Here is a 23,802-nt window from a genome sequence, read left to right on the forward strand (position 1 = left end):
CGACCAGTACTGCTGAGTAAGCGCGCGAGAACAGATGCAGGTAATCGCGGTCCGGGCCAAGTAGGCAGCACCGGGAAAGAGTGCCGCTTCAAGTAACCGCGGAACCTCACCTGCAACATTCGCGGACTCGCAAACCACGTAGCCGGACGGCGCCTGTGGGCCTGGAATTGGCAAGCGAAAGGCGGCCCTATTGACCTGCAGGGGTGCCGTGGCCTGATTTCCGCCGCCGGATCGCCCTGACAATAGACCAGGCCAGGAGCGCGGCGATAGCCACGTAAACGGCGTAATTGAGGTACCGGGAATAGTGCTCGATCAGCTCGTACTGGGCTCCGAGGACGGCGCCCAGGCCGATCAGGAGCCCGTTCCACAGTCCGCTCCCGGCGACCGTGAAGAGGCTGAAGGTGAGCATGTTCATTTTCTGGGCGCCGGCAGGAAGGCTGATCAGGCTCCGCACGCCCGGGATCAACCGGCCGAAGAAGATGGCCGGCCGGCCGTGGCGGTCGAACCAGCGGGCTGCCTTCTCAAAATCCTCCCGGTCCACCAGCGGAAGCCGGGACAGCCAGCGGATGGACCGCTCCAGCCCCAGGCGGGCGCCGAGCCAATACAGCAGCAGCGCCCCCGCGTACGCGCCCAGGGTGCTGGTGAGAAAGACGAGCGCCAGGCTCATGGACCCCTGGCGGGTCAGGAAACCGGCCAGCGGCAGGATGACCTCGCTGGGGATCGGCGGAAAGACCGTCTCCGCGAGGGTGAACAGCCCAACGCCCCATTCCCCGAACGCGCCAATGGCCTGGGCAGCGAAGCCGACGATTCCGGTCAGCTCGTGCGCTTGCGACGCTAAGGGCACCATAACGGGCTCGGACATCGTTCGGACTCCTCGGGCGCGGCAGGTCTCGGGTCATCCCCTAGCCTGCCACACCCTCCTCCGCAGCACCGCCGTCCCCCCGGACCCGTCACCGCTGCCCGGCCGCGGACCGGAGCCGCAGGGACGGCGTCATTTGACGGCGGCGGGAGGAAAATTGGATCAGGCAACACGTCCAGAACCACGGATCCGGGTCACCGAAATAGGGGTTGCACCATGAACACCGGAAATGCGCGCGTCACGTTGCTGCTGGCGGCGGTCCTGCTGGGAGCTGCCGGCTGCGCTCCGGGAGGCGGACCCGCGGCGTCACCGGCCGCCACATCCGGCCCGGCAACTGCACCTGCTAGTGCGGCTGGCACCATGGCCATCACCATCCGCGACTTCGGCTATGGCGCACCGCTGGTGGTCCCCGCCGGGGCCGTGATCTCCATAACGAACATGGACAGCGCCGGCCACACGGTCACCGCCGACGACGGCCCGGCGTTCGACGTGGACGTCAAGGGCAGCGGCGGCACGGCCACCCTCACCGCACCGTCCACACCCGGAACGTACACGTACCACTGCAGGTACCACCCCAATATGCACGGGACGCTGACGGTCCGGTGAGCGCACCAACCAGCCGCGCCGCACCGTCCCGGGGACGGGGCCGGGGACGGGACCTGGGCCTGCGGGCCCTCACGGCCGCGGCCCTGGTAGTCGACGCCGGGGTCCATCTGCATCTCGCTCCCGGCTACCAGGCCGGATCTCCGCCGGGCCTCGGGCAGGGCACACTGTTCCTGCTCGAATCTGCGGCGGCCGCGCTCGCCGCGCTGGCGGTGCTGCTGCGCGGCAGCCGGGCCGCCTACGCCTTTGCCCTGCTGGTGGCGCTGAGCGGATTCGCCGCCGTCGTGCTCTACCGCTACGTGGACCTGCCCGCCTTCGGTCCGTTTCCGGCCATGTACGAGCCGGTCTGGTATTTCGAGAAGGCGGCCAGCGCGGTCGCAGAAGGCGCCGGAGCAGTGCTCGCCGGCGTCGGCCTGGCACGGACGCGGCGTGCCCCGCGCCGCGCGCCGGCACGCTGACGGCCGCCGGCACCCTTACCGCGTCCGTCCTGAGCGTCGCGTTGTTAGCATGGGGGCGGGGTGCCCATGCCAATCAGAACACCCGGCCGCGGAGCGGCCGACGTCGCGGCCGCCGCGGCCGCCTACTTCGCCGCGGGCGGCTGGCTCGCGTGCGTTCACTCCCCGGACCCGCTCGCGGGGGTGGTGGCCGCGGGTGCGGGCGCCGGGGTGCTGGTCCGCACGGCAGGGTCCATCCTGCAGCGCAGGCCCAGGGTATGCACGCCGGCGGACCGCGTCACCCTGGTCCGGGCGGTGCTGGTGGCCTGCGTTGCGGTCTTGGCCGTCTCCGGCTTCCTGGGCCGGCAGCCGCCGGAGACGCTCCTGGTGTTCCTGGGTGCCACGGCGTGGGCGCTGGACGCGGTGGACGGCCCGGTGGCGCGGCGCACGCGTTCGGCGTCGGAGGCCGGCGCGCGCCTGGACATCGAGACGGATGCGGCCTTGACGCTGGTGCTCTCCTGCGCCGCCGCGGCCGCCCTCGGGCCGTGGACACCCCTGATCGGTCTGCTGTACTACGCCTTTAGCGCCGCCGGTCGATTCCGCCCCGCCCTGCGGAAGATCCTTCCGCCCTCGCGCGCCCGCAAGTCCATTGGCGCCCTCCAGCCGGGAGCCTTGCTGCTGGCCCTGGTTCCCGGGGTGCCGGCGGCTGTGGGAGCGGCGGGACTCCTCGCGGCCCTTGCCCTGCTGCTCTTCTCCTTCGGCCGTGACGTCGCCGCCCTGGAGCGGACGGCTGCCTCGGAGCCCGTCGCGGCCGGCACCGCGGGTACCCCCTGCGGCTGACCCGAGGAGGCCGCCGGACATGTGTCCGGCCGCGCACTGGTTGAGGAGAGTGCGCGGCCGGGATCTTTGGCGTTGGACTACAACGGGGCCTGTCTCTACTGTCGTCCATTGCACCTGAGAGGAGCCTGAGGACGCACGGGCGGGGCGAATGGTTGTCGCGGACCCCGAGTTGCACCATTCTTGGAGCATGGAACACGACGCGCCCGCGGATGGGGCGGCGGGCACCGGCCGCGGCCGGACCCGCCCGCCGCGCGGCAGCGCCACCTGGGGCCTGCGGAAGCGTTCGACGGCCGTCGCCGTCGCCGTCGTCGCCCTCGCGCTCCTGCTTGGCAGTGTGGTCCTCCTGGGACTGCTGCAGGCCTCGCTGAGTGCCTCCACGGAATCCGCCGCGCGCCGCAAGGCCCATGACGTCATCGCGCAGGTCGAGGATCAGGACATCGCCGATGCCGGGGACTATCTCTTCTCCACCGCCCATGCCGGGCAGGTGGTGCAGATCCTTGATACCGCGGGCGCCGTGGTCACAGCCTCCGACTCGGCCGTGGAAAAGGTGCCGCTGACCGCCCTGCGGCCTGCGCCCGGCCGGACCCTGACCGAGGAGGTCAGCAGCCTGCCCGGCGTCGACGGCGGGGACGACTTCCTGGTCGTGGCCACCGGCGCCCAGGTGGGCACCACGGCGTTCACGGTGGTCGTCGCCTCGACCATCCAGATCCAGGCGGACACGCTGGCCACGGTCGCGTGGTTCATGTTCGGGGCCACCCCGCTGCTGCTCGCGGTGGTGGGGGTCTCCGTTTGGCTGCTCGTGGGGCGGTCGCTGCGCCAGGTCGAACGGATCCGCGGCCAGGTCGCCCGGATCAATGCCCAGCGCCTCGACGGCCGGGTGGACGTGCCTCCCACGAACGACGAAATACAGGCCCTCGCCCTGACCATGAACATGATGCTGGACCGCCTGCAGGCCTCGGACCGGGAGCAGCGGCGCTTCGTGTCCGATGCCAGCCACGAACTGCGCAGCCCGCTCGCCACCCTGAGCGCCGGGGTGGAGATCGCCTCGGCCGATCCGACCGGCGCGACGTGGAACCAGATGAAGTCCGTCCTGGCCGGGGAAACCGCCCGGATGCGGTACCTCGTGGAGGACCTGCTGACCCTCGCCAAGGCCAACGACGGCGGGCTGCGGCTCGAGAGCGCCGACGTGGACCTCGACGACGTCGTGGACGAGGAAGTGCGCCGGCTGCGGTCCACCAGCACCCACAAGGTGACGGCGCAGCTCACCCCGGCGCGGATCACCGGGGACGCCCGCCGGATCGGCCAGGTGCTCCGCAACGTGCTGGACAACGCGGACCGGCACGCCATCTCCCGGATCACGGTGGCCCTCCGCACCGGGAAAGCCGGCGCCGTGCTGACGGTGGACAACGACGGCGATCCGATCCCGGCGGCCGACCGGGACCGCGTCTTCCAGCGGTTCGTCCGGCTCGACCAGAGCCGGTCCCGGGAGGGCGGCGGCAGCGGGCTCGGCCTGGCCATCGCGGCGGGCATCATGGCAGCCCACCATGGCTCCATCCGGGCCACGCAAAGCCCGTCCGGCGGGTGCCGCTTCGAGATGACCTTCCCGGCCCAGCAGGACTCGGTTGGCCGCCGTCACGCCCCGCGCTGCTGAGAAGCCCCGGCCGCAGCGCTCTGGTCGGCGCTGAGCAGATAGCCCATACCGCGGACCGTCGCGAGGGTCTGGACGCCGAACGGGGCATCGATCTTGCGCCGCAGGTAACCGATGTAGACCTCCACCACGTTGTCTCCGCCGTCGAAGGCCGGATCCCACACATTGTCGAGGATCTCGGCCTTGGAGACCACCTGGTCATGGCGGCGCATCAGGTATTGCAGCAGCCCGTACTCCCGCGCCGTGAGGCCGATCACGGAATCCCCGCGGCGCACGGTCCGGGTGACCGGGTCCAGGGTGAGGGTCCCCAGCGTCAGCACCACCGGCCGCTCGGGGGCGCCCCGGCGCACCAGCGCCCGGACCCGCGCCACCAGCACCAGAAAGCTGAACGGCTTGGTGAGGTAATCATCGGCACCCAGGTCGAAGGCGTCGGTCTCGTCATACTCTCCGTCCTTGGCGGTGAGCATCAGCACCGGAGTCCAGACGCTGCGGGCCCGCAGTTCCCGCAGCACGTCATAGCCGTTTTTGAGCGGCAGCATCAGATCCAGCAGGATCACGTCGTAGCTGTTTTCGGTTGCCGCGGAAAGCCCGCTCACGCCGTCGTGCGTGACGTCGACGACGAACCCCTCGTTGCTCAGCCCGCGGCGCACCGTTTCGGCGAGCGCCGCCTCGTCCTCCACCATCAGGATCCTCACGGTTGCCCGGGCTCCTTGTTCCGGGCCCGACTGGGCTGCACCCGCGGCGGTTCGCCCGGCATCTTCGGAAAGTCCGGCGGGAAGGGAAGCTCGCCGAGGCCCGCGGCCAGGTCCCGTTCCCACCACCCGAGCAGGGCCTCGAGGGAGCCTGGGCTGTTGTGCATGCCGGCCCACGGATCCCCGGTGGCCTGCAGCCGGCCGGGGACGGTCGCGACGGTGTACTGCAGGGGGTCCGCGTCGTCCAGCTCGTCCCACTCCAGCGGGCAGGAGACGGTCGCGGCGGGCAGCGCCCGCGGGCTGTAGGCGCCGGCGATGGTGCGGTCCCGGTTGGCCTGGTTGAAGTCCACAAAGACCCTGGCGCCGCGCTCTTCCTTCCACCAGGCCGTGGTGACCTGCTCCGGCATCCGGCGTTCGAGTTCGCGCGCGGCGGCAATGACGGCGTGCCGGACCTCGAGGAATTCATGGGCCGGCTCGATCGGTGCGAAAACGTGCAGCCCGCGGTTACCGGAGGTCTTGATGAAGCCCGTCAACCCCGCCTCGGCCAGCACCTGGCGCAGCTCCCGGGCGGCGGGGATCGCGTCCTTGAACCAGGTGCCAGGCTGCGGATCCAGGTCGATCCGCAGCTGGTCCGGATTGTCCGGATTCGCAGCCCTGGACGCCCAGGGGTGGAAGACCACGGTGTTCATCTGGACCGCCCAGACCGCGGCGGCAATCTCATCGATCACCAGCTGGGGGTGGGAGCGGCCGCTCGGATAGACCACATCCACTGCCCGCACGAAGTCCGGGGCCCCCTTGGGCGGGTTCTTCGAAAAGAACTGTTCGCCGTCGACGTTGCCGGAGAACCGTTGCAGCGTGATAGGCCGGTCACCGTTGGCGGCCAGAAAGGCAGCCCCGACGGCGATCATGTAATGCGCCAGATCCAGCTTGCTCACCCCCGCCTCGGGCCAGAGCAGCCTGCTGGGACTGGAGATCCTCAGCTCCCTGCTGCCATCCGGTCCTTCAACGGAAACCATCGTTTCTTCCCGCGCCATGAGGACAAGCTACCCCGGGCCGCTGCCCAGTGAAAGGGCGCCGGGGCCAGGATCAGGGGCGGCGGACGGTCTTGTAGATTTCGAACCACGCCACACCCGCGGCAGCTGCCGCCACCGCCAGCAGCCAGTCCCCCGGCGCCAGCGGCCCCAGATCGAAGGCGCCCCGCAACCCCGGGACGCTGAGCAGCACCACCAGCAGCAGCGCCGCGCCGCCGACCACCCATTTCAGCGTGCGGTTCCGGCGCTCGCGGAAGGTGCGCCAGACCGGCAGCCGCCAGGACCGGTTCACGAGGATCAGCGCGAGGTTGCCCAGGACAAGGGTGGCGAACGAGATCGAGCGGATCACGTCGTCGGGCTGCCCGGCGCCGAGGCTCCAGAGGTAGACGGCGACGACGGCGGCCAGCACGGAGAACCCCTGGCAGGCGGCGATGGCCAGCACCCGGGGCCCAAAGATCCCCTGGCCGGCCTGGCGCGGCGGCTGGTCCATGATCGCCGGGTCGATCTCCTCGGCTTCGAACACTACGGAGCAGGCCGGGTCGATGATGAGTTCCAGGAAGGCGATCTGCACCGGGAGCAGCACCAGCGGCCACTCGCTGACGAAGACCGGCAGGAGGGACATCCCGACAATCGGGACGTGTACGGCGATCGTGTAGGCGAGGGCTTTGCGCAGGTTGTCGAAGATGCCGCGGCCCTGCCGGATGCCGCCGGCGATCGAGCTGAAGTCGTCGTCGGTGATGACCAGGTCGGCGGACTCGCGGGCCACGTCGGTGCCGCGCGCGCCCATCGCAATGCCGATGTCCGCCGCGCGCAGGGCCGGGGCGTCGTTGACGCCGTCACCGGTCATTCCGACTACCTCGCCGTTGGCTTTGAGGGCGCGGATGAGCCGCAGTTTCTGCTCCGGCACCATCCGGGCGAAGACGCTGACGGTGCGGATGCGCCGGGCAAGCTCGTCGTCCGTCATGGCCTCCAGCCCGGGGCCGGTGATGACGCCGGCCCCGTGGTCCAGGCCGATCTCGCGGGCGATCGCCTGGGCGGTGCCGGGGTAGTCGCCGGTGATCATCACGGTCCGGACCCCGGCCCGGGCGCAGGCCGCGACGGCGTCGGCCGCGCCGGGCCGCAGCGGGTCGTGCAGGCCCACCAGGCCCAGGTATTCGAAGTCGAAATCGAGCTGCTGTGCCGGCAGCTGCCCGGCCCGGTCGAAAGCGGCGCGCGCCACGGCGAGGACCCGCTGGCCGCTGGCAGTGGCCTGTTCCACGTCTGCCATCAGGGCCGCGCGCCGCTCCGGGTCCAGGCGGCACAGCCGGGCAATCGCTTCCGGGGCGCCCTTGGCGGCCACCACGTAGCGGCTTCCGTCCGGGGCGCGCCAGACGTGCGAGAGGGCGAGCACCGCCTCGGAGAGCGGGTATTCCCGGACCAGTTCCCAGTCGGTGTGCAGGTGCCCGGAGCCGTCCAGGTACCGGGCTCCCACCGCTTTGAAGGCCTTGTCCATCGGGTCGAAGGGGTCCACCGGGGAGGCCAGCACGCCGAATTCGGCGATCGTGTGGAACGCCTCCGGCAGGGGTCCGTCATCGAGGGTGTGACTCTGTCCGCCGACCAGCAGTTCGCGGACGGTCATACTGTTCAGCGTCAAGGTGCCCGTCTTGTCCACGCAGATGACGGTCGCCGAGCCAAGGGCTTCAATGACCGGCGAGCGCCGGGTCAGGACGTGCTTCTGCGACATCCGCCACGCGCCGAGGGCCAGGAACACCGTCAGCACCACCGGGAACTCCTCGGGGAGCATCGCCATCGCGGTCGCGATCCCGGCCAGCAGGCCCTCCAGCCAGTTTCCTCGGGTCAGTCCGTACACTGTGACGACGACGGCGGCGGCCGCCAGCCCGAACACGGCCAGGTAGCGGACCAGCCGGTCAATTTCGCGCTGCAGCGGCGTGGGTTCCTCCTCGATCGAGCGCAGGGCCGAGCCGATCCGGCCCAGTTCCGTGCCCGCTCCGGTGGCCTTGACCAAGGCCACGCCGTGCCCTTTCACCACCAGGGTGCCGGAGAAGACCCAGGGCGTCGCGTCCCCGCCGGGACGTCCCATCGCTGTGTCCGTGCCGGGCTGCGCCGGGGCCTTACGCACCGGAACGGACTCCCCCGTCAAGGCGGACTCGTCCGCCGAGAAGTTCCGGGCCTCCAGCAGCACCGCATCGGCCGGGACCCGGTCCCCCTCGGCCAGCAGGGCGATGTCCCCGCGCACCACGTCCCGTCCGGCGATGCGCACCTGTTCCCCGTCACGGAGCACGAGGGCCCGCGGCGAGGACAGGTCCCGGAGCGCCGCGAGCGCGTGCTCCGTCTTGCGCTCCTGGTAGATGGAGATGCCGATCACCACCACGACGAAGGACATCAGCAGCGCACCGTCGAGCGGTTCAGCGAGGAGGAAGTTCACCGTGCCGGCGCCGAGCAGGAGCAGCAGCATGGGCTGGCGGATCACGGCCCAGGCCTGCTGCAGGAGATTCCGCGGTTTGGCGGTCGGAAGCTCGTTCGGCCCCTCGGCCGCCAGCCGCCGGGCAGCCTCCGCCGAGGTGAGGCCCTCCGCGAGGGCGGTGCCCGGATCCGGTGCCATCAGAGCCAGGCGGTTCGGCGCAGCGGGGGTTCGGCTCCGCCGGCACGCCGGACCAGGACCTGGTTGACGCCGGTGGTGCCCGCCTCGAACCCCAGCGCGCTGGCCGCCATGTAGAGCCGCCAGACCCGGGCCCGGCCCAGGCTGCTGGCCTGCACGGCCTCGTCCCAGTGGGTCTCCAGGTTCTGCACCCAGGCCCGCAGGGTCAGCGCGTAGTGCGGGCGCAGGGCCTCGACGTCGAGCACCTCCAGGCCGCCTCCCTCGAGGGCGCCGATCATCTCGGCCAGACTGAGCATCTCGCCGTCCGGGAAAACGTAGCGCGGAATGAAGGAGTCGGGATCCGGGGCGGTGGGTCCGGCGTTCCAGGAGATGGCGTGGTTCAACAGCTGGCCGCCGGGGCGCAGCAGCCCGTGCAGCAAGGAGGCGTAGCCGCTGATCTGTTCGCGGCCCACATGCTCAGACATGCCGATGGAACTGATCGCGTCGAAGGGGCCGTCGTCCACGTCGCGGTAGTCCTGGGTCCGGATCTCCACGCGGTCCGTCAGCCCGGCGTCCGCGACCCGCTTGCGCGCCAGTTCGGCTTGTTCGTGGGAGAGCGTGATGCCGACGACGTCGGCCCCGTAGTTCCGGGCGGCGTGCAGGGCGAAGCTGCCCCAGCCGCAGCCGACGTCCAGGACCCGCATCCCGGGCCGGAGTCCGAGCTTGCGGCAGACCAGGTCCAGTTTGGCCTCCTGCGCCGCGTCGAGCCCGGTGTCCGGGCTGTCCCAGACGGCGCAGGAGTAGACCAGGGACGGGCCGAGCACGAGGGAGTAGAAACGGTTGCCGACGTCGTAGTGGTGCGAGATGGCGGCGGCGTCGCGTTTCCGGGAGTGACGGCGGCCGGTGCGCGCGACGCGGGCCTCCTCCGGCGGGGGCGCCGGGTTGGGGCCGAGCGCGCCGAGGCGCACCGCGGTCGCGGCCAGGCGTCCGAGGTCCCGGAGCGCGGGCCGGCGGAACGGCCCCGGCTCGGCGAACTTTCCCGCCGAGCTGAGCGCGGCGAAGCTGGCGAAGATGTCGCCGGGGGCCTCGATGTCGCCGGCAACGTATGCCCGTGCCAGGCCCAGTTGCCCGGGCGAGAAGAGGATCCGCCTTAGCGCCCGGCGTGAGTGGAACACCACCAGCGGCGCTCCCTCGGGTCCGGCCTCCGAGCCATCCCAAGCGCGGAGGCGGAGCGGGATGTCCTTGGTCCCGAGCACAATGGCCAGCGCCCCGGCAAGCCGCGGCGCAGCCCCAACAGTAGTCGACATGCTTCTTTCCTCTCAGCCGGTGGCGTGTCCCTGCCCCAATCTATGGCCAACCGGCGCACCGGGACAGAGGCCGGACGTCCCGGAAGCCCGCGGTGGAGAACCGCCGGCGGGCGGCATCGCGGCCCGTTCTGGTGCTCGCCGCGGCCGGTGGTTAGGGTGGCTCACATGGCTGAGGCTTTTTCGTCCCTGGTGGACGCATTCAGGAATGTCGGGGTGTCCCGCGCATACGGCGAGCCCGTGCAGCTCGGCGGCGAGGAACTCATCCCAGTGGCGCTGGTGTCCTTCGGGTTTGGCGGCGGCAGCGCGCCCGCCTCGGACGACGCCCCGGCCGGGGCGGGCGGCGGAGGCGGCGGCTTCGTCCTGCCGCTGGGGGTGTACGCCCCCGGTAAAGGCGGCGGCACCGTGTTCCGGCCCAACCCCATCGCCGTGCTGATGGGCCTGGTGCCGGTGGTCTGCGCCGTCGGGTTATCCCTGCGCGGAATCCTGCATGGCCGCCGCTGAACTTCCGATCAAGATCGACGTCGGCGACACCGCAGTCTCGGCGGTATATGCCCGCCCCGCGGATGCCGCCGCCACCCTGGTGGTGGCCCACGGCGCCGGCGCCGGGATGGAGCACCCGTTGCTGCGCGGCTTCACCGGAGCCTTGAACGACGCCGGCATCGCCACACTGCGGTTCAACTTCCCGTACCGCGAGGCGGGCCGGAAGTTCCCGGACCGTCCGCCGGCCGCCATATCCGCTTGGCGCGCCGCCATGGACGCGGCCGCCGCGCGCGCCGAAGGTGAACCGCTCTGGGCCGCCGGGAAGTCCTTCGGCGGCCGGATGGCGTCGATGGCCGTGGCGGAGGGCATGCCGGCCGCGGGGCTGGTGTACTTGGGCTATCCGCTGCATCCGCCGGGCAAACCGGAGAAGCTGCGCGACGAGCATCTCTACGGGCTCACTGTGCCGATGCTGTTCCTACAGGGCAGCAGGGACACCTTCGCCACCCCAGGGCTGCTGGAATCCGTGGTGGCACGCATCGGAGGCGCTGCGACGCTTCAGTGGTGTGAAGGCGGGGACCACTCCTTCGCCGTGGCGGGGAGGAAGCGGGCGCCGGAGGAGATCGGGGCGGACCTCGCGGCGGCCGCGGCGGAGTTTATCCGGCAGCACAGCCCCTGATTCCGGGGCGGTGGTTCCCATCCCGGCGCCCACGCTGAATGATGGTGCCCATGAGCAAACCATATGAAGCCTCCCGCCGCGTCGAGTCCGACAACCCCGAGGCAGTCGAGTCAGCGGTCCGCGCGGCGACCCAGGAGCTCCGTGACGAGCTGCAGCGCGACGGGATCGAGGTCAGCTTCCAGGACCTGGCCCTGCTGGGCCATTCGGAGTCCTGGGACGGGGAAGGCCAGCGCTGGGTCCATGTGGCCTGGGATGGCGCTGAGGCCGGGTAGGACCGCCGGCTGTTCCGTGTGACACTCACCGGGCATATGATCCCGTCATGGGCGCCAAGCTGTTTGCCTACCTCAGCTACCCCGATGCCCCTGCCGCCCTGGAGTGGATGGAGCGGGTCGGGTTCGCCGTGGTCCGCCGCCAGGACGGCGACGACGGCCGGGTCATCCACGCGGAAGTCCGCCTGGGCGATGCCGTCGTGATGGTGGCCAGCAACGACGCCGACTACGAGCGGCCCGGGCTGCTCAGCCAGTCGACCGGCCAGGGCCTGTATCTGCTCCTCGACGACGTCGACGGCTTTTACCGCAACGCCCTCGCCGCCGGGGCGACGAGTGTGATCGAACCCGAAAGCGCCGCATGGGGTGCCCGGCGGGCGCGGGTCCTGGACCCGCAGGGACAGGAGTGGAGTGCCGGGACGTACGAACCCGGCCTCGCCTGGGACTGACCCGCAGGGACCCTCCCGGCAGTAACACTTACATCCGGCTCTTGACCTTGGCGGTTGCCGGCGCGCTCCAAGGGTCCTCCGGCCACGGGTGTTTCGGATAACGGCCGCGCATCTCCGCCCGGACCTGCGCGTAGGGTCCTGACCAGAAGGACGCCAGGTCATCGGTCACCGCGAGCGGCCGCCGGGCCGGCGAGAGCAGGTGGAAGAGCACCGGCACCCGGCCGTCCACCAGCCGCGGCGTCCGGTCCCAGCCGAAGACCTCCTGCAGCTTGACCGCCACAACAGGCCGGCCGCCGTCGTCCGCCTCCGGATAATCAATCCGGATCCGTGAGCCGCTCGGCACCGCCAGCGTCTCCGGCGCCAGCTCCCCCAGCCGGGACGCTTCCGGCCAGGGCAGCAGCCGTCGCAGCGGCTCAGCCAGGCCGATGCTGCCGGTGGGGGCGCCGCCGGCCAGGGCCTCGAGTTCCGGGGCCAGCCACTCGTCCAGCCGGGCCAGCAGGGCCGGCTCCGACACATCGGGCCAGGGGTCCCCCAATTCGCGGTGCAGCAGGGCCAGCCGCCGGCGGAGGGCGTCCGCCGCTGCTGACCAGCCGATTGTTTGGAGTCCCGACTGGCCGAGGGCGCGCGCCACGGCGGCCCGGCCTTCCGCCGCCGACGGCTTCACCGGCGTGGAGGAGAGCACGATGGCGCCCAGGCGGCGCTCGCGGCGGGCGGTGACCCGGCCCTGGCCAAACTTGGCCTCCACGGTGTCGCCGATCAGGTGCCGGGCGGTGGCCTCCGCAGCGCCGGCGGTCAGCGGGGCGGCGGAGCGGATGACGGCTCCGGTGCCGGCCGCGTCCTGCCCTTCGGCGCGCGAAACCTCGGCGACGGCCAGCCACTCGTGCCCGGCGAGGCGGCTGCCGGCGGGAAGTCCGGCCCGGGTGCCGGAGGAGAGCAGGTACCGTTCCGCCGGTCCCGGTACCCGGCGGGCCACCCGGTCCGGAAAGGCGAGGGCGACGACGAACCCGGTAGCTTCCGGTCCGCCGGCGGCCACTGCCTTCACCGGCGCCGCCGCGGTGCGGGACTCCGGGGCGCGCGCGATCGCCTCCATCCGCCGCACATCCTCGGCCCAGCGCCTGGATCCGGGATCCCGGCCGGACCGCAGGGCGTGCAGGAGTCCGGGCAGATCGGCGCCCGGGGCGCGCTGCCCGCCGGCGACGACGGCGACGGCCTCGGCGGCCGTGCGGTTCCCGACGGCGGCCGCACCGTCCAGCAGGGCGCGGGCGAGCCGGGGGTCTGCGGGGACCCTGGCCAACGTTTTGCCCAGGTCCGTGGCGAGGCCGTCGGGTCCGACGGCGCCGAGTTCCCGCAGGACGCCGATGGCCTCATCCATGGCCGCGGGGGGCGGCGCGTCCGGGAGGGCCAGTCCGGCGCCGCCGGGGGAACCCCAGCAGGCCAGGACCAGGGCCGCGGCCGTGAGGTCGGCGACGGCGATCTCCGGGGTCTGGTGCGCGGGGGCGGCGCCGTAGCTCCTCTGGTCGTAGCAACGCACCACCCGTCCGGGGCCCTGCCGGGCGGCGCGTCCGGCGCGCTGGTCCGCGGAGGCCCGGGAGCAGGAGACTGTCACGAGGCCGGTCATCCCGCGCCCGGCATCGCGCCGCGGTTCGCGGGACAGGCCGGAGTCAACCACCAGGCGGACGCCCGGAACAGTCAGCGAGGATTCGGCGAGCGCCGTGGAGACGATGATCCGCGCGGGGTCGCCGGGGCCACGGCCGGACACAGCCCGGTCCTGCGCGCGTGCATCCGCCTGGCCGTGCAACTCCAGCACCTCGGCGCCCACCCGGCCGCGCAGCCGGGACGCGACGTGGGAGACCTCCCGGGCGCCCGGAACGAAGACCAGGGCGTCGATGTCCTCCCCGGCGGCGAGCGCCGCGGCATGGGCGCCCGCGGCCGTGTCCGCCACATGGTCCAGGAAGGATCGGGTCACGCCGCGGGCGTCCAGCCGCGGACCCGGGGCCGGCGCCCACTCGACCTCCAGCGGGTACAGCGCGGACGGGCAGCCGACCACGGGGGCCGGGGCGCCGGCGTCGGGCGGGACGTCGGCGTCGGGCGGGGTGTCGGCGTCGGGCGGGGTCTCCCCCAGCAGGGCGGCAAAACGGGGCGCGTCCAGGGTGGCCGACATCGCGACGAGGCTGAGGTCCCCGCGCAGCTGCCGCACCTCGGCCAGCATGCCGAGCAGCAGGTCGGTCTCCAGGCCGCGTTCGTGGACCTCATCGAGGACCACCGCGCCGGTGCCTTCCAGGCCCGGGTCGGCCAGCAGCCGGCGCAGCAGGATGCCGGGCGTCACGAACTCGATCCAGGTTCCGGGGCCGGCCTGGCTCTCGCCGCGGACCGTGTAGCCGACGCGCCCGCCCAGCTTGCTGCCGTCCAGGCCGGCGAGGCGCCGGGCGGCCGAACGCGCGGCGACGCGGCGTGGCTGGGTCACCACGATGCGCTGCGGACGGCTGCCGCACCCGTGCAGGACGAGGTTGGCCAGCAGCGGAGGCACGAGCGTGGTCTTGCCGGTGCCGGGCGGGGCCTCCACCACGGCAGCGCCGGACGGGGCTCCGGCGCGCAGCACGTCCGCCAGCGTCCCCAGCGAGCCGGCGTACACCAGGCCGGCTCCGATGGCCTCGAGATCGAACGGCCGGTGCGCTGGTTCGGGGGCGGCGGGCGTTGAAGTCACCCCTTCATTGTCACCGCAAAGTGGTCACGGCCCGATTCGCCCCGGAAATGCGGGAGACTGGAACCCTACCGATGACGAAGGCGGAACCATTGATCAAGCTCCAGCAGGACGCCGAAGACTTTATCCGCATGAAGCGGCACTTCCCCGCCAGCACCCCCATCACCATCACCTTTGCTGACGGATCCAGCGAAGAGTTCACCGGCCGGCAGCTGAATGCAGCTTACGACGCCGCCCTGGCCGAGTACCGCGCGCAAAACCACCTCGACGCGAAGGGATTCTCCCGGGCGCCGAAGAAAAAGGCCGGCTCGGGCAACATGATCGAGTTCGTGCGCGTCCACCCCGGCATGGGCGGCTAGCCGGCGGAACTGCTTGCCGCCGCATTCCGCGTCGGTGACGAGATCCGGTCCGCTGCGGAACAAACCGGCCGGGCCGGGTGTTGGCCCCTACTGTGCCCTGAAACCTAACCCTCTCCCCCACGACCGCTACCGCCTAACTGACACTTACTGGAGAAGAATGCTTACCGTAAACGCTTACGCCGCGCCGTCCGCCACAGGGGACCTTGTCCCCACCACCATCGAGCGCCGGGATGTCGGGGCGCACGACGTCCTGATCGAGATCAAGTTCGCCGGCATCTGCCATTCGGACATCCACACCGTCCGCGGCGACTGGGGCCCGCAGTCCTACCCGCTCGCCCCGGGCCACGAGATCGCCGGCATCGTCACCGAGGTCGGCTCCGCCGTCACCAAGCATGGCGTCGGCGACCGCGTCGGCGTCGGCTGCATGGTGAACTCCTGTGGCGAGTGCGCCAACTGCCAGGCCGGCGAGGAACAGTACTGCCTTAAGGGCAACACCGGGACCTACGGCGCCGTGGACCGCGACGGCACCATCACCCAGGGCGGCTACTCCACCCACGTCGTCGTGACCGAAGACTTCGTCGTGCGGATCCCCGAGGGCATCGAGCTCGACGTCGCAGCTCCCCTGCTGTGCGCCGGCATCACCACCTACTCGCCGCTGCGCCACTGGAACGCCGGACCGGGCAAGAAGGTGGCCGTCGTCGGTCTCGGCGGCCTGGGACACATGGCCGTCAAGCTCGCCCACGCGATGGGCGCCGAGGTCACGGTGCTCTCGCAGTCGCTGAAGAAGCAGGAGGACGGGCTGCGCCTGGGCGCGGACCACTACTACGCCACGAGCGACGAGACCACCTTCAGCGACCTCGCCGGCAGCTTCGACCTGATCATCAACACGGTCAGCGCCTCGATCGACATCAGCTCCTACCTGCAGCTGCTCAAGCTCGACGGAACGCTGGTGAACGTCGGCGCGCCCGCCGAGCCGCTGCCGGTGAACGCGTTCGCCCTGATTGGCGGCCGGCGCTCCTTCGCCGGTTCCATGATCGGCGGCATCCGCCAGACGCAGGAAATGCTCGACTTCTGCGCCGAGCACCACCTCGGGGCCGAAATCGAGGTCATCCCGGCCGAGAAGATCAACGAGGCCTACGAGCGTGTGCTGGCCTCCGACGTCCGCTACCGGTTCGTGATCGACACCGCCACCCTGGCCTAGACCGCGCGCGGCGGTTCCCCGCCGCGGTTACGGATTAACGCCACACAAACGGTCCGGCGCTAGGGATTTCCGCAGCGCCGGACCGTTTCCGCGTCCCGGCCGCGTCGCGGGCCCTCCGGCCCTTGCCGGGCGGAGGGCCGCAGAGGAGGATGGCCTGAAACCCCAGGAGGTCCGCCATGACGCAGCCCGGCAGGCCGAACCCCGCCGCGGCGGCATCCTTCCGCCTGATCCAGCTGGCGCTGCTCCCGCTGGGGGCCGTGGGCTACCTGTGGTCCCTGCCCAAACTGCTCGTGTACAGCCACCGGACCGCCGTGTCCGCCACCCTGCTCGCCTCGCTCTACACGCGGTACATGCAGCACCGGCTGGGGACGCGGTTGGACGCGCCCGCCGAGGACCTGATGCGGGTCATGGCGAACGTCTCCCGGATCGGATTCGGCCTCGTGGCCGCCCCGACAACCGTAGCCCGCCGGCTCACCGGCTACGTGCCGAGGATCTACCGTTACCCCTACGACGGCGAGCCGCCGTTGAGCCACCAGGAGACGGCGCGGACCAGCTTCTACGACGCCGCCCTCGAACGTCACCTGCCCGGCATCGACCAGCTCGTCATCCTGGGTGCCGGCTTCGACACCCGCGCCTTCCGGGTGGGTGCCGCCGGCCGGCCGCGCTGCTTCGAACTGGACAAGCCGCGCACCCAGGCCTTCAAGCTCAGCATGCTCTCACGGGCGGGACTGCCTGCCGGCCGGGTGCGCTACGTGGCCGCCGACCTCCGGCAGGACGACTGGTATGCCCGGCTCGAGGCCGCTGGATTCGACCCGGCGCTGCCGGCGTTTTTCCTTTGGGAGGCGGTCACCATGTACCTGGACCGTGCGGCGGTCGAGGCGACGCTGCGCCGGATCGCGTCAACGGCTCCGGGCAGCGCCGTAGCCTTCGACTATTTCTCGGCGCAGATGCTGGCGTCCCGCTCCCCTTACATGCGCTTCGCCCGCGCCGCCACCGCGTTCGCGGGCGAACCGCTCGATTTCGGCATCGACACCACGCCGCCGGCCCGGGACCGCGTCGCGGAATTTCTCCGGCCCTTCGGTCTGACCGTGGAGGAGCACCGGAACTTCGGCCGGGAATCCCGACGGCGCGGCGCCCCGGCCGGGTTCGTCGTCGCCGTCGTCCGCCGGAGCGCGGAACCCCCGCCGGCAAGCCGGCGTTAACCTTTCGACGGCCTTCCCGTCGCTTGGATATCACTGTCCGGAAATGCGGCTGCAATAATGCGGGTGCAAGCTGGAAGGGGCTCCGCAGGGTGTCCCGCTGGTTGCAAGAGAGAGCAGAGCTGCCGTGAATCCCTTGATTATCCTGACCGCAGCGACCGGTCCACGCGAGGGCGTCCGGCCGGCCGCAGCGATCCGGCCCATCCGGGCCGACGACATTCCCCGGCTCGATGCGATGTACCGGGACGCCTACGCCCACGCCCTGCCCCAGCCCCCGGAACGCGCGGTCGGATGGATCGACGCGCTGCTCGACGGGGCCGAGGGCCGGCACGTTCCGGAGGCCTCCGCGGTCCTGGCCGGGCCCGATGGCCAACTCGCCGCGGCCATCATCGTCACCGAGCCCGCGTCCGGCACCGCCGAAGCCTGGGATTCCGTGATCGCTGAACTGTTCACCCACCCGGACCACCGCCGGCAGGGCCTGGCGGAGGAGCTGCTGGGCCACTGCCTGCACGTGCTGCACACCCTGGGCCGCACGAGGGTGGCGGTCGCCGTGGACAGCGGCAATTCGGCCGCGCTGGCGCTGTATCTCTCGCGGGACTTCCGCCGGCTGGCCGACGACGACGGCGACTGAACTGCCGACATCGCCCCGGAACGCCGGTACCCACGGCGGCCCCCTTCCACGGACGCGGGAGCCGGTGCTAGCTTGTTGCGGATGAACGTCCTCGACTGGCTGCTCGACTCCGACCCCGCCATCCGCTGGCAGGCGCTGCGGGACCTGACGGATGCACCGCCGGAGGAAGCCTCCGCACAGCGTTCCCGTGTTGCGGCCGAAGGCTGGGGTGCCCGCCTGCTGGCCCTGCAGGGCGACGACGGCCAGTGGGACGGCGGCACGCATTTTCCCGTCCCTTTTGACGGCGCCGAGCCGGGCCAACCGTGGACCGCTACAACGTTCAGCCTCCTGCTCCTCCGGGAGTTCGGCCTGGACCCCCACAGCAACGAAGCCCGGCACGCCGTCGGCCGGGTCCGGGCCAACAGCCGCTGGGAAGAAGGCGGCCAGCCCTACTTCGACGGCGAGGTGGAACCCTGCATCAACGGAATGGCCGTCGCCCTGGGCGCCTACTTCGGCGAGGACGTCGACGGCATCGTTGCCCGGCTGCTCGACGAACAGCTCGACGACGGCGGCTGGAACTGCGAAGCGGAAAGAGGGTCCACACGATCCTCGGTTGACACCACCATCAACGTCCTCGAGGGACTGCTCGAGTTCGGCCGCGCCACCGGCGGCACACCCGACGTCGCCGCGGCGAGGCAGCGAGGCGAGGAGTACCTGCTGGAGCGCGGCCTGCTCCGCCGGAAAAGCACCGGGGAGCTGGTCAATCCGGCCTGGCTGCAGTTCTCCTACCCCACCCGCTGGCACTACGACGTGCTCCGCGGCCTGGACTATTTCCGGGACGCCGGGGCTCCCCCGGACCCGCGGATGGCCGAGGCCCTGGACCTGGTGCGTTCCAAGCGCCAGGCCGACGGGACGTGGCTGCTGGAGAACAGCCATCCCGGCCGGATCCACTTCCCACTGGAGGAAGGCGACGGGCTGCCCAGCCGCTGGAACACCCTCCGGGCGCTGAGGGTCCTGGCGTGGGCGGAACACGCCTAAAACATATTTGTCACTTCGATGGAAATATGGCTACATTTGCCTTTAGTCATCGAGGTTTCTGGGGGAAATATGAACAAGGCGCAGCGCCGCGCTCACACGGAGCCGCCCTGCCCGGCGTGCGGATCGCGGGTCGTCCCGACCTGGAAGGACGAGCGATCGCAGGCCGAACGCCAACCGGACTGGCGTGTCAGCGCACGTCAGTGCAGCAGCCAGAACTGCACCATGAACGATCCGCAGAACTGGTAGCAGCATCGCCGGCGCAACACTAGTTGCCGACGATTTCCTCGGCGTTTTCCTGCACCCAGCCAAAGAGCGGCAGCAGGTGGCCGGCGAGTTCACGGCCCCGCAGCGTCAGGCTGTAGTCCACCCGCGGCGGAATGGTCGGCCGCGCCTCCCGGTGCACCAGGCCGTCGCGTTCGAGCGTCTTCAACGTCTGCGCCAGCATCTTTTCGCTAATGCCTTCTGCCCGTCGGCGCAATTCGCTCCAGCGCTGCTGACCGTCAGCAAGCGCTATCAGAATCAGCACCCCCCACTTGCTCGTCACGTGGTCCAACAGGGTTCGGCCGGCGCAGCCGGCAGGAAATACGGGGGCCTCTGTATGCCGCGAGGCCCGGGATGATTCAAAACTAACCGTCACTTTCGTACCTTACCTGAAAGTGCATACTCTCTTGCGGGAAGTATCGGGGAAGTTGGCCGGTTGTCGCCTCCGGAAGAACAAATCCCGCGAAAGGACATTTCCATGAGCATCGTTGTTACCGGCGCCACCGGACAACTTGGCCGCCTTGTCATCGAGTCCCTCCTGCAGCGCGGCGTCCCCGCGGGGCAGATCGCCGCCACCGGACGCGCCGTCGAACGGCTGGCCGACTTCGCCGGCCGGGGCGTCCAGGTCAGGGCCATGGACTACGACGACGCCGCCACGGTCACCAACGCCCTTAGCGGCGCCACGAAGGTGCTGCTGATTTCCGGGAGCGAAGTCGGCCGGCGGGTGCAACAGCACCGCGCCGTGATCGACGCCGCCGTCGCCGAGGGCGTCGAACTGATCGCCTACACCAGCATCGCCAATGCGGAGAGCACGGGCATGAAGCTGGCCGCTGAGCACCAGGCCACGGAGGTCCTGCTGGAACAATCAGGACTCCCCTACGTGCTCCTGCGCAACGGCTGGTACCTGGAGAACTACACCGAGCAACTGCAGGGCACCCTCTCGCAGGGCGCATTTGCCGGCAGCGCAGGCGAAGGCAGGGTCAGCGCCGCGGCCCGCGCCGACTACGCCGAGGCAGCCGCTGCCGCGCTGCTGGCCGAGGCCCAAGCCGGGAAAGTTTACGAACTTGGCGGCGACGAGGCCTTCTCCATGGCCGAACTCGCCGGCGAGATCACAGCCGCCAGCCGGCAGCCGATCTCCTATCAGGACCTGCCCGCCAGCGACTACGCGGCCATGCTGGCAGGCTTCGGCGTGCCCTCCGACTTCGCCGACATCCTTGCTGACTCGGACCTGGGGATCGCCCGAGGCGACCTCCACGTCACCACCAAGCACCTGCGCACGCTGATCGGCCGGCCCACCACCCCCATGTCCGAGGCAGTCCGCTCGGCAGTATCCGCCCTGTAACCGGCCTGGTCAGCCCGCCCGCTGCTGTTATGCCGCGGGCGGTTCCGGGCCCAGCCGCGGTTCCGGGCCCAGCCGCGGTTCCGGGCCCAGCCATGCTTGTTTTCCCCAGGCTCGCGTCCGAAGATGGCCCGAAGCCGGCCCATGGATTGGAGGTCCCCTTGACGGTTCGGAGCGCAGGGCTGCTGCTGTACCGGCGCGGAGCGGAATCCCCGCTGGAGGTCTGGATCGCGCACATGGGCGGACCGTTCTGGGCCCGCAAGGACGCCGCCGCCTGGTCCATCCCCAAAGGCGAATACTCCGAGGACGAGGACGCCCTGGCGGCCGCCGTGCGGGAGTTCACCGAGGAGATGGGAACGCCTCCGCCGCCCGCGGACTACTTTCCCCTGGGCAGCTTCCGGCAGGCCTCCGGCAAGATCATCACGGTGTTCGCGGCCGAAGCCGATTTCCGGCCGGAGCGCATTGCCAGCAACACCTTTTCGCTGGAATGGCCGAAAGGGTCCGGTGTCATCCGGGACTTCCCGGAGATCGACGACGCCGCGTGGTTCAGCGAGCCCGCGGCGCGTGTCAAACTGGTGCGCGGTCAGCTGCCGGTCCTGGACGCGCTGCTGGATCATCTGCGCCGGACCGCCTAGGGTCCCCGCGAACCGCCCCGTTCCGGCCCCCGATCGGCGAATGTGACAGGGCTGTATTGAAATGTCACAAAGGAGCCAACTAGTGTGACAAGCGTTGTCAGTTCACATGAGCCCGGGAGCGAGCATGCACCAAGTAGGACGTCGACTGTCCGCCGTTACGGCGACGCTGGCCCTGAGCGTGGCAGGCGGCGCCGTCGCCAGCCCCGCATCCGCCGACCCGCGTGAGACTGAGAAGACCGCGACCGCAACCGGCTACGGCGGCGCCGTGAGCACGGTGGACCCGGAGGCCTCGGCCGCGGCGATTGAAGTGCTCCGCAAGGGCGGCAACGCGGCGGACGCCGCCGTCGCCGCGGCCGCCACCCTGGGGGTGACCGAACCGTACAGCGCCGGAATCGGCGGCGGCGGCTACTTTGTGTACTACGACGCGAAAGCCGGCACGGTCGGCACGGTCGACGGGCGCGAAACGGCGCCCGCCGCGATGCCGCACGATGCCTTCATCAACCGGGACACCGGACAGCCCTACCGCTTTACTCCGGAGTTGGTCACCAGCGGCGTCGCCGTCGGTGTCCCCGGCACGCCGGCCACCTGGGACCGTGTCCTCCGCCGCTGGGGAAGCCTCGACCTCGGCGACGCCCTCGAGCCGGCCATCAAGGTGGCAAACCGCGGCTTCACCGTCGATGCGACGTTCCGCCAGCAGACGCTGGACAACAAAGCCCGTTTTGCGGCCTTCCCCGCGACCAGCGCCCTCTTCCTGCCCGGCGGTGACGCCCCCGCCGTCGGCAGTGTCTTTCAAAACCACGATCTGGCCGCCACCTACCGGCTCCTCGCAAAGCAGGGCACGGACGCCTTCTACCGCGGCCCGCTCGCGGCGGACATCGCGGCCGCCGTGCAGGCTCCGCCGAAGGCGGCCGACACCCCGCTGCCTGTTCCGGCCGGGTACATGACCACGGCGGACCTGGCCGCCTACGGCACCCGGGACCAGGACTCGACCCACGTGAACTACCGCGGCCTGGACGTCTTCGGCATGGCCCCCTCCAGCAGCGGCGGCACCACCGTCGGCGAGGCGCTGAACATCCTGGACCCCGCCAACCTCGCAGCCATGTCAAAGGGAAGCGCCCTCCACCGCTACCTCGAGGCCAGCGCGTTGGCGTTCGCCGACCGCGGCAAGTACGTAGGGGATCCGGCCCAGGTGGACGTCCCCACCGCCGTCCTCACCGATCCGCTTTTCGGCAAGGAACGCGCATGCCTGATCGACCCGCTGCGCGCCGCGGCCAAGCCGGTGGCACCGGGGAATGTGTCCGCTTACGACGGCGCGTGCCCGGCGTCGTCCGCGGCCCCCGCCGAGGACAAGGACACCGAGAACATCTCGACCACCAATCTGACGGTCGCGGACAAGTGGGGCAACGTGGCCGAGTACACCCTCACGATCGAGCAGACCGGCGGCTCCGGCATGGTGGTGCCCGGCCGGGGTTTCCTGCTCAACAACGAACTGACCGACTTCTCCACCGTGTATGACCCGAAAGACCCCAACCGGATTGAACCCGGCAAGCGGCCGCGGTCCTCGATGTCGCCGACCATCATCCTCAAGGACGGGGCGCCGTTCCTGGCCCTCGGGTCCCCGGGCGGCTCGACCATCATCACCACGGTCCTGCAGACCATCCTGAACCGGGTGGACCTGGGCATGACCATTTCCGAGGCCATTGCGGCGCCGCGCGCCTCGCAGCGGAACACGGCCAAGGTCACCGCCGAGCCGGAGTTCATCGCCGCGTACGGCGGCGCGCTGGCACCGTTCGGGCACCGGTTCACCCCGTCCGGGGATGCGTTCACGTCGGCGGCGGAGATTGGCGCGGCCACGGCGATCGAGTTCGGGCCGGGCGGGCGCCTGATCGCGGCCGCCGAGCCGGTCCGGCGCGGCGGCGGTTCCGCAATGGTGCTGAAGCAGGCGCGGTAGGCGCGGGCCGCTCCGCGTGAGCCGGTCGCCCGGTCCGTCAGTGCGCGGGGTTCAGGCCCTTTACATAGGCAGCCTGCCCGGCGTGCTGGAGGCAGTCGGCGAGGGTGCTGACCAGCCGCACCCCGAGGGTGACCGGCGGGTCCCAGCGGGTGTCAATGACGCGGTCGAGGTCCCCGGCGGCAAGGACCGCAAGGAACCCGGCGGTCTGCCGGTGCACGGCGTCGTAGTAGGCGAGCAGCAGGTCCGGGGGCACCTGCACCGCATCGACCTGGCCGGAGCTGTGACCGTAGCCGGTGTCCTTCGGGGACAGCGGAAGGCCGAACCTGTCGGCGAATCCCTGCGACGTCCAGACCTGGTCCAGTCCGGCGGCGTGGGCAAGCTGCGCGTCCTCCACCCGGGCCAGGTGCCAGAGCAGCCACGCGATCGAGTTCCCGTTCCCCGCGGGGCGCCGGGAGAGCGTGTCAGCGTCGACGCCGTCGATGACGGCCGCAACCGTCTCGCGGATCCGGCCGAAGGCGTCCAGCAGCAGTTGCGTCGCGTCCATGTCAGTCCCTTCGTGTGCAAAGTGGCGGCGCCCCATGCTTGCACGGACAAAGCCCGTTGCGCTATCACTTTTGGGCGTTCCCAGGGGCAAAGTCGAATGCT

General features: G+C 70.9%; 24 protein-coding genes. 16 read left to right on the top strand and 8 right to left on the bottom strand.

What is annotated here, in order from left to right; translation table 11 throughout:
- Positions 1-187: 187 nt before the first annotated feature.
- Positions 188-862 carry a DedA family protein gene (locus E7Y32_RS14245; RefSeq protein ID WP_261382457.1) on the bottom strand — a complete coding sequence of 225 codons (675 nt, stop codon included), beginning with the start codon at positions 860-862 and terminating at the stop codon, positions 188-190.
- A gap of 213 nt (positions 863-1,075) precedes the next feature.
- Here E7Y32_RS14245 and E7Y32_RS14250 point away from each other — a divergent pair, with 213 nt between their 5' ends.
- From E7Y32_RS14250 to E7Y32_RS14265, 4 genes are all read left to right on the top strand, one after another.
- The gene (locus E7Y32_RS14250) at positions 1,076-1,465 is read left to right on the top strand and encodes a cupredoxin domain-containing protein (protein ID WP_146337693.1); all 390 of its coding nucleotides are present in this window, start codon (positions 1,076-1,078) and stop codon (positions 1,463-1,465) included.
- Complete coding sequence (locus E7Y32_RS14255) at positions 1,462-1,920, top strand: hypothetical protein (protein WP_261382458.1); 459 nt, start codon at positions 1,462-1,464, stop codon at positions 1,918-1,920. The genes E7Y32_RS14250 and E7Y32_RS14255 overlap by 4 nt, the downstream gene beginning before the upstream one ends.
- Positions 1,921-1,986: 66 nt before the next feature.
- The gene (locus tag E7Y32_RS14260) at positions 1,987-2,736 is read left to right on the top strand and encodes a CDP-alcohol phosphatidyltransferase family protein (RefSeq protein ID WP_146337694.1); all 750 of its coding nucleotides are present in this window, start codon (positions 1,987-1,989) and stop codon (positions 2,734-2,736) included.
- 187 nt (positions 2,737-2,923) lie between these two features.
- The gene (locus tag E7Y32_RS14265) at positions 2,924-4,387 is read left to right on the top strand and encodes a cell wall metabolism sensor histidine kinase WalK (protein ID WP_146337695.1); all 1,464 of its coding nucleotides are present in this window, start codon (positions 2,924-2,926) and stop codon (positions 4,385-4,387) included.
- Here E7Y32_RS14265 and E7Y32_RS14270 read toward each other — a convergent pair.
- The 4 genes from E7Y32_RS14270 to E7Y32_RS14285 are packed head-to-tail and all read right to left on the bottom strand — an operon-like array spanning position 4,369 to position 9,992.
- Positions 4,369-5,079, bottom strand: coding sequence for a response regulator transcription factor (locus tag E7Y32_RS14270; RefSeq protein WP_146337696.1), 711 nt, complete (start codon positions 5,077-5,079; stop codon positions 4,369-4,371). The genes E7Y32_RS14265 and E7Y32_RS14270 overlap by 19 nt on opposite strands.
- On the bottom strand, positions 5,076-6,110 hold the full coding sequence (gene ligD, locus E7Y32_RS14275; protein WP_146337697.1) for a non-homologous end-joining DNA ligase: 1,035 nt from the start codon (positions 6,108-6,110) through the stop codon (positions 5,076-5,078). The genes E7Y32_RS14270 and ligD overlap by 4 nt, the downstream gene beginning before the upstream one ends.
- Positions 6,111-6,162: 52 nt before the next feature.
- A complete protein-coding gene (locus E7Y32_RS14280) occupies positions 6,163-8,709 on the bottom strand; it encodes a cation-translocating P-type ATPase (RefSeq protein WP_146337698.1) in 2,547 nt (848 codons plus the stop codon).
- On the bottom strand, positions 8,709-9,992 hold the full coding sequence (locus E7Y32_RS14285; RefSeq protein WP_146337699.1) for a class I SAM-dependent methyltransferase: 1,284 nt from the start codon (positions 9,990-9,992) through the stop codon (positions 8,709-8,711). The genes E7Y32_RS14280 and E7Y32_RS14285 overlap by 1 nt, the downstream gene beginning before the upstream one ends.
- Positions 9,993-10,157: 165 nt before the next feature.
- On the opposite strand from E7Y32_RS14285, the gene E7Y32_RS14290 reads away from it, so the two are divergent.
- From E7Y32_RS14290 to E7Y32_RS14305, 4 genes are read left to right on the top strand one after another with little or no spacing between them, the layout of a single operon-like run.
- Entirely contained in the window at positions 10,158-10,493 is a 336-nt protein-coding gene (locus E7Y32_RS14290; RefSeq protein ID WP_146337700.1) for a hypothetical protein, read from the top strand.
- Positions 10,480-11,148 carry an alpha/beta family hydrolase gene (locus E7Y32_RS14295; protein WP_146337701.1) on the top strand — a complete coding sequence of 223 codons (669 nt, stop codon included), beginning with the start codon at positions 10,480-10,482 and terminating at the stop codon, positions 11,146-11,148. The genes E7Y32_RS14290 and E7Y32_RS14295 overlap by 14 nt, the downstream gene beginning before the upstream one ends.
- Before the next feature lie 50 nt (positions 11,149-11,198).
- On the top strand, positions 11,199-11,420 hold the full coding sequence (locus E7Y32_RS14300) for a hypothetical protein (RefSeq protein ID WP_146337702.1): 222 nt from the start codon (positions 11,199-11,201) through the stop codon (positions 11,418-11,420).
- A 47-nt stretch (positions 11,421-11,467) separates the two neighbouring features.
- Positions 11,468-11,863 carry a VOC family protein gene (locus tag E7Y32_RS14305; RefSeq protein ID WP_146337703.1) on the top strand — a complete coding sequence of 132 codons (396 nt, stop codon included), beginning with the start codon at positions 11,468-11,470 and terminating at the stop codon, positions 11,861-11,863.
- A 28-nt stretch (positions 11,864-11,891) separates the two neighbouring features.
- Here the strand turns inward: E7Y32_RS14305 and hrpB are convergent, their stop codons facing one another.
- Positions 11,892-14,567 (bottom strand): ATP-dependent helicase HrpB, encoded by a 2,676-nt coding sequence (gene hrpB, locus E7Y32_RS14310; protein ID WP_146337704.1) that lies wholly within the window; start codon positions 14,565-14,567, stop codon positions 11,892-11,894.
- Between the two features lie 89 nt (positions 14,568-14,656).
- Here hrpB and E7Y32_RS14315 point away from each other — a divergent pair, with 89 nt between their 5' ends.
- The 5 genes from E7Y32_RS14315 (at position 14,657) to E7Y32_RS14335 (ending at position 18,971) form a co-directional block, all read left to right on the top strand.
- Positions 14,657-14,923 (top strand): hypothetical protein, encoded by a 267-nt coding sequence (locus E7Y32_RS14315; RefSeq protein ID WP_146337705.1) that lies wholly within the window; start codon positions 14,657-14,659, stop codon positions 14,921-14,923.
- A 157-nt stretch (positions 14,924-15,080) separates the two neighbouring features.
- Positions 15,081-16,124 carry an NAD(P)-dependent alcohol dehydrogenase gene (locus E7Y32_RS14320; RefSeq protein ID WP_146337706.1) on the top strand — a complete coding sequence of 348 codons (1,044 nt, stop codon included), beginning with the start codon at positions 15,081-15,083 and terminating at the stop codon, positions 16,122-16,124.
- Between the two features lie 176 nt (positions 16,125-16,300).
- Positions 16,301-17,326: an SAM-dependent methyltransferase gene (locus E7Y32_RS14325; protein WP_146337707.1), complete on the top strand. Its 1,026-nt coding sequence runs from the start codon at positions 16,301-16,303 to the stop codon at positions 17,324-17,326.
- A 124-nt stretch (positions 17,327-17,450) separates the two neighbouring features.
- Positions 17,451-17,954: a GNAT family N-acetyltransferase gene (locus E7Y32_RS14330; RefSeq protein WP_146337708.1), complete on the top strand. Its 504-nt coding sequence runs from the start codon at positions 17,451-17,453 to the stop codon at positions 17,952-17,954.
- A gap of 81 nt (positions 17,955-18,035) precedes the next feature.
- A complete protein-coding gene (locus E7Y32_RS14335; protein WP_146337709.1) occupies positions 18,036-18,971 on the top strand; it encodes a hypothetical protein in 936 nt (311 codons plus the stop codon).
- A 265-nt stretch (positions 18,972-19,236) separates the two neighbouring features.
- Here the strand turns inward: E7Y32_RS14335 and E7Y32_RS14340 are convergent, their stop codons facing one another.
- Positions 19,237-19,608, bottom strand: coding sequence for a helix-turn-helix domain-containing protein (locus tag E7Y32_RS14340; RefSeq protein WP_146337710.1), 372 nt, complete (start codon positions 19,606-19,608; stop codon positions 19,237-19,239).
- A gap of 102 nt (positions 19,609-19,710) precedes the next feature.
- Here E7Y32_RS14340 and E7Y32_RS14345 point away from each other — a divergent pair, with 102 nt between their 5' ends.
- The 3 genes from E7Y32_RS14345 (at position 19,711) to ggt (ending at position 23,157) form a co-directional block, all read left to right on the top strand.
- The gene (locus E7Y32_RS14345) at positions 19,711-20,574 is read left to right on the top strand and encodes an SDR family oxidoreductase (protein WP_146337711.1); all 864 of its coding nucleotides are present in this window, start codon (positions 19,711-19,713) and stop codon (positions 20,572-20,574) included.
- A 158-nt stretch (positions 20,575-20,732) separates the two neighbouring features.
- On the top strand, positions 20,733-21,206 hold the full coding sequence (locus tag E7Y32_RS14350; protein ID WP_146337712.1) for an NUDIX domain-containing protein: 474 nt from the start codon (positions 20,733-20,735) through the stop codon (positions 21,204-21,206).
- A gap of 124 nt (positions 21,207-21,330) precedes the next feature.
- Positions 21,331-23,157, top strand: coding sequence for a gamma-glutamyltransferase (ggt, locus tag E7Y32_RS14355; RefSeq protein ID WP_146337713.1), 1,827 nt, complete (start codon positions 21,331-21,333; stop codon positions 23,155-23,157).
- A gap of 37 nt (positions 23,158-23,194) precedes the next feature.
- Here ggt and E7Y32_RS14360 read toward each other — a convergent pair whose 3' ends face one another.
- A complete protein-coding gene (locus E7Y32_RS14360; protein WP_146337714.1) occupies positions 23,195-23,701 on the bottom strand; it encodes a mycothiol transferase in 507 nt (168 codons plus the stop codon).
- Positions 23,702-23,802 lie beyond the last annotated feature (101 nt).

Origin of the sequence: Arthrobacter sp. UKPF54-2 (assembly GCF_007858535.1) — a bacterium.
In the GTDB taxonomy this organism is placed as follows: Bacteria; Actinomycetota; Actinomycetes; order Actinomycetales; family Micrococcaceae; genus Arthrobacter.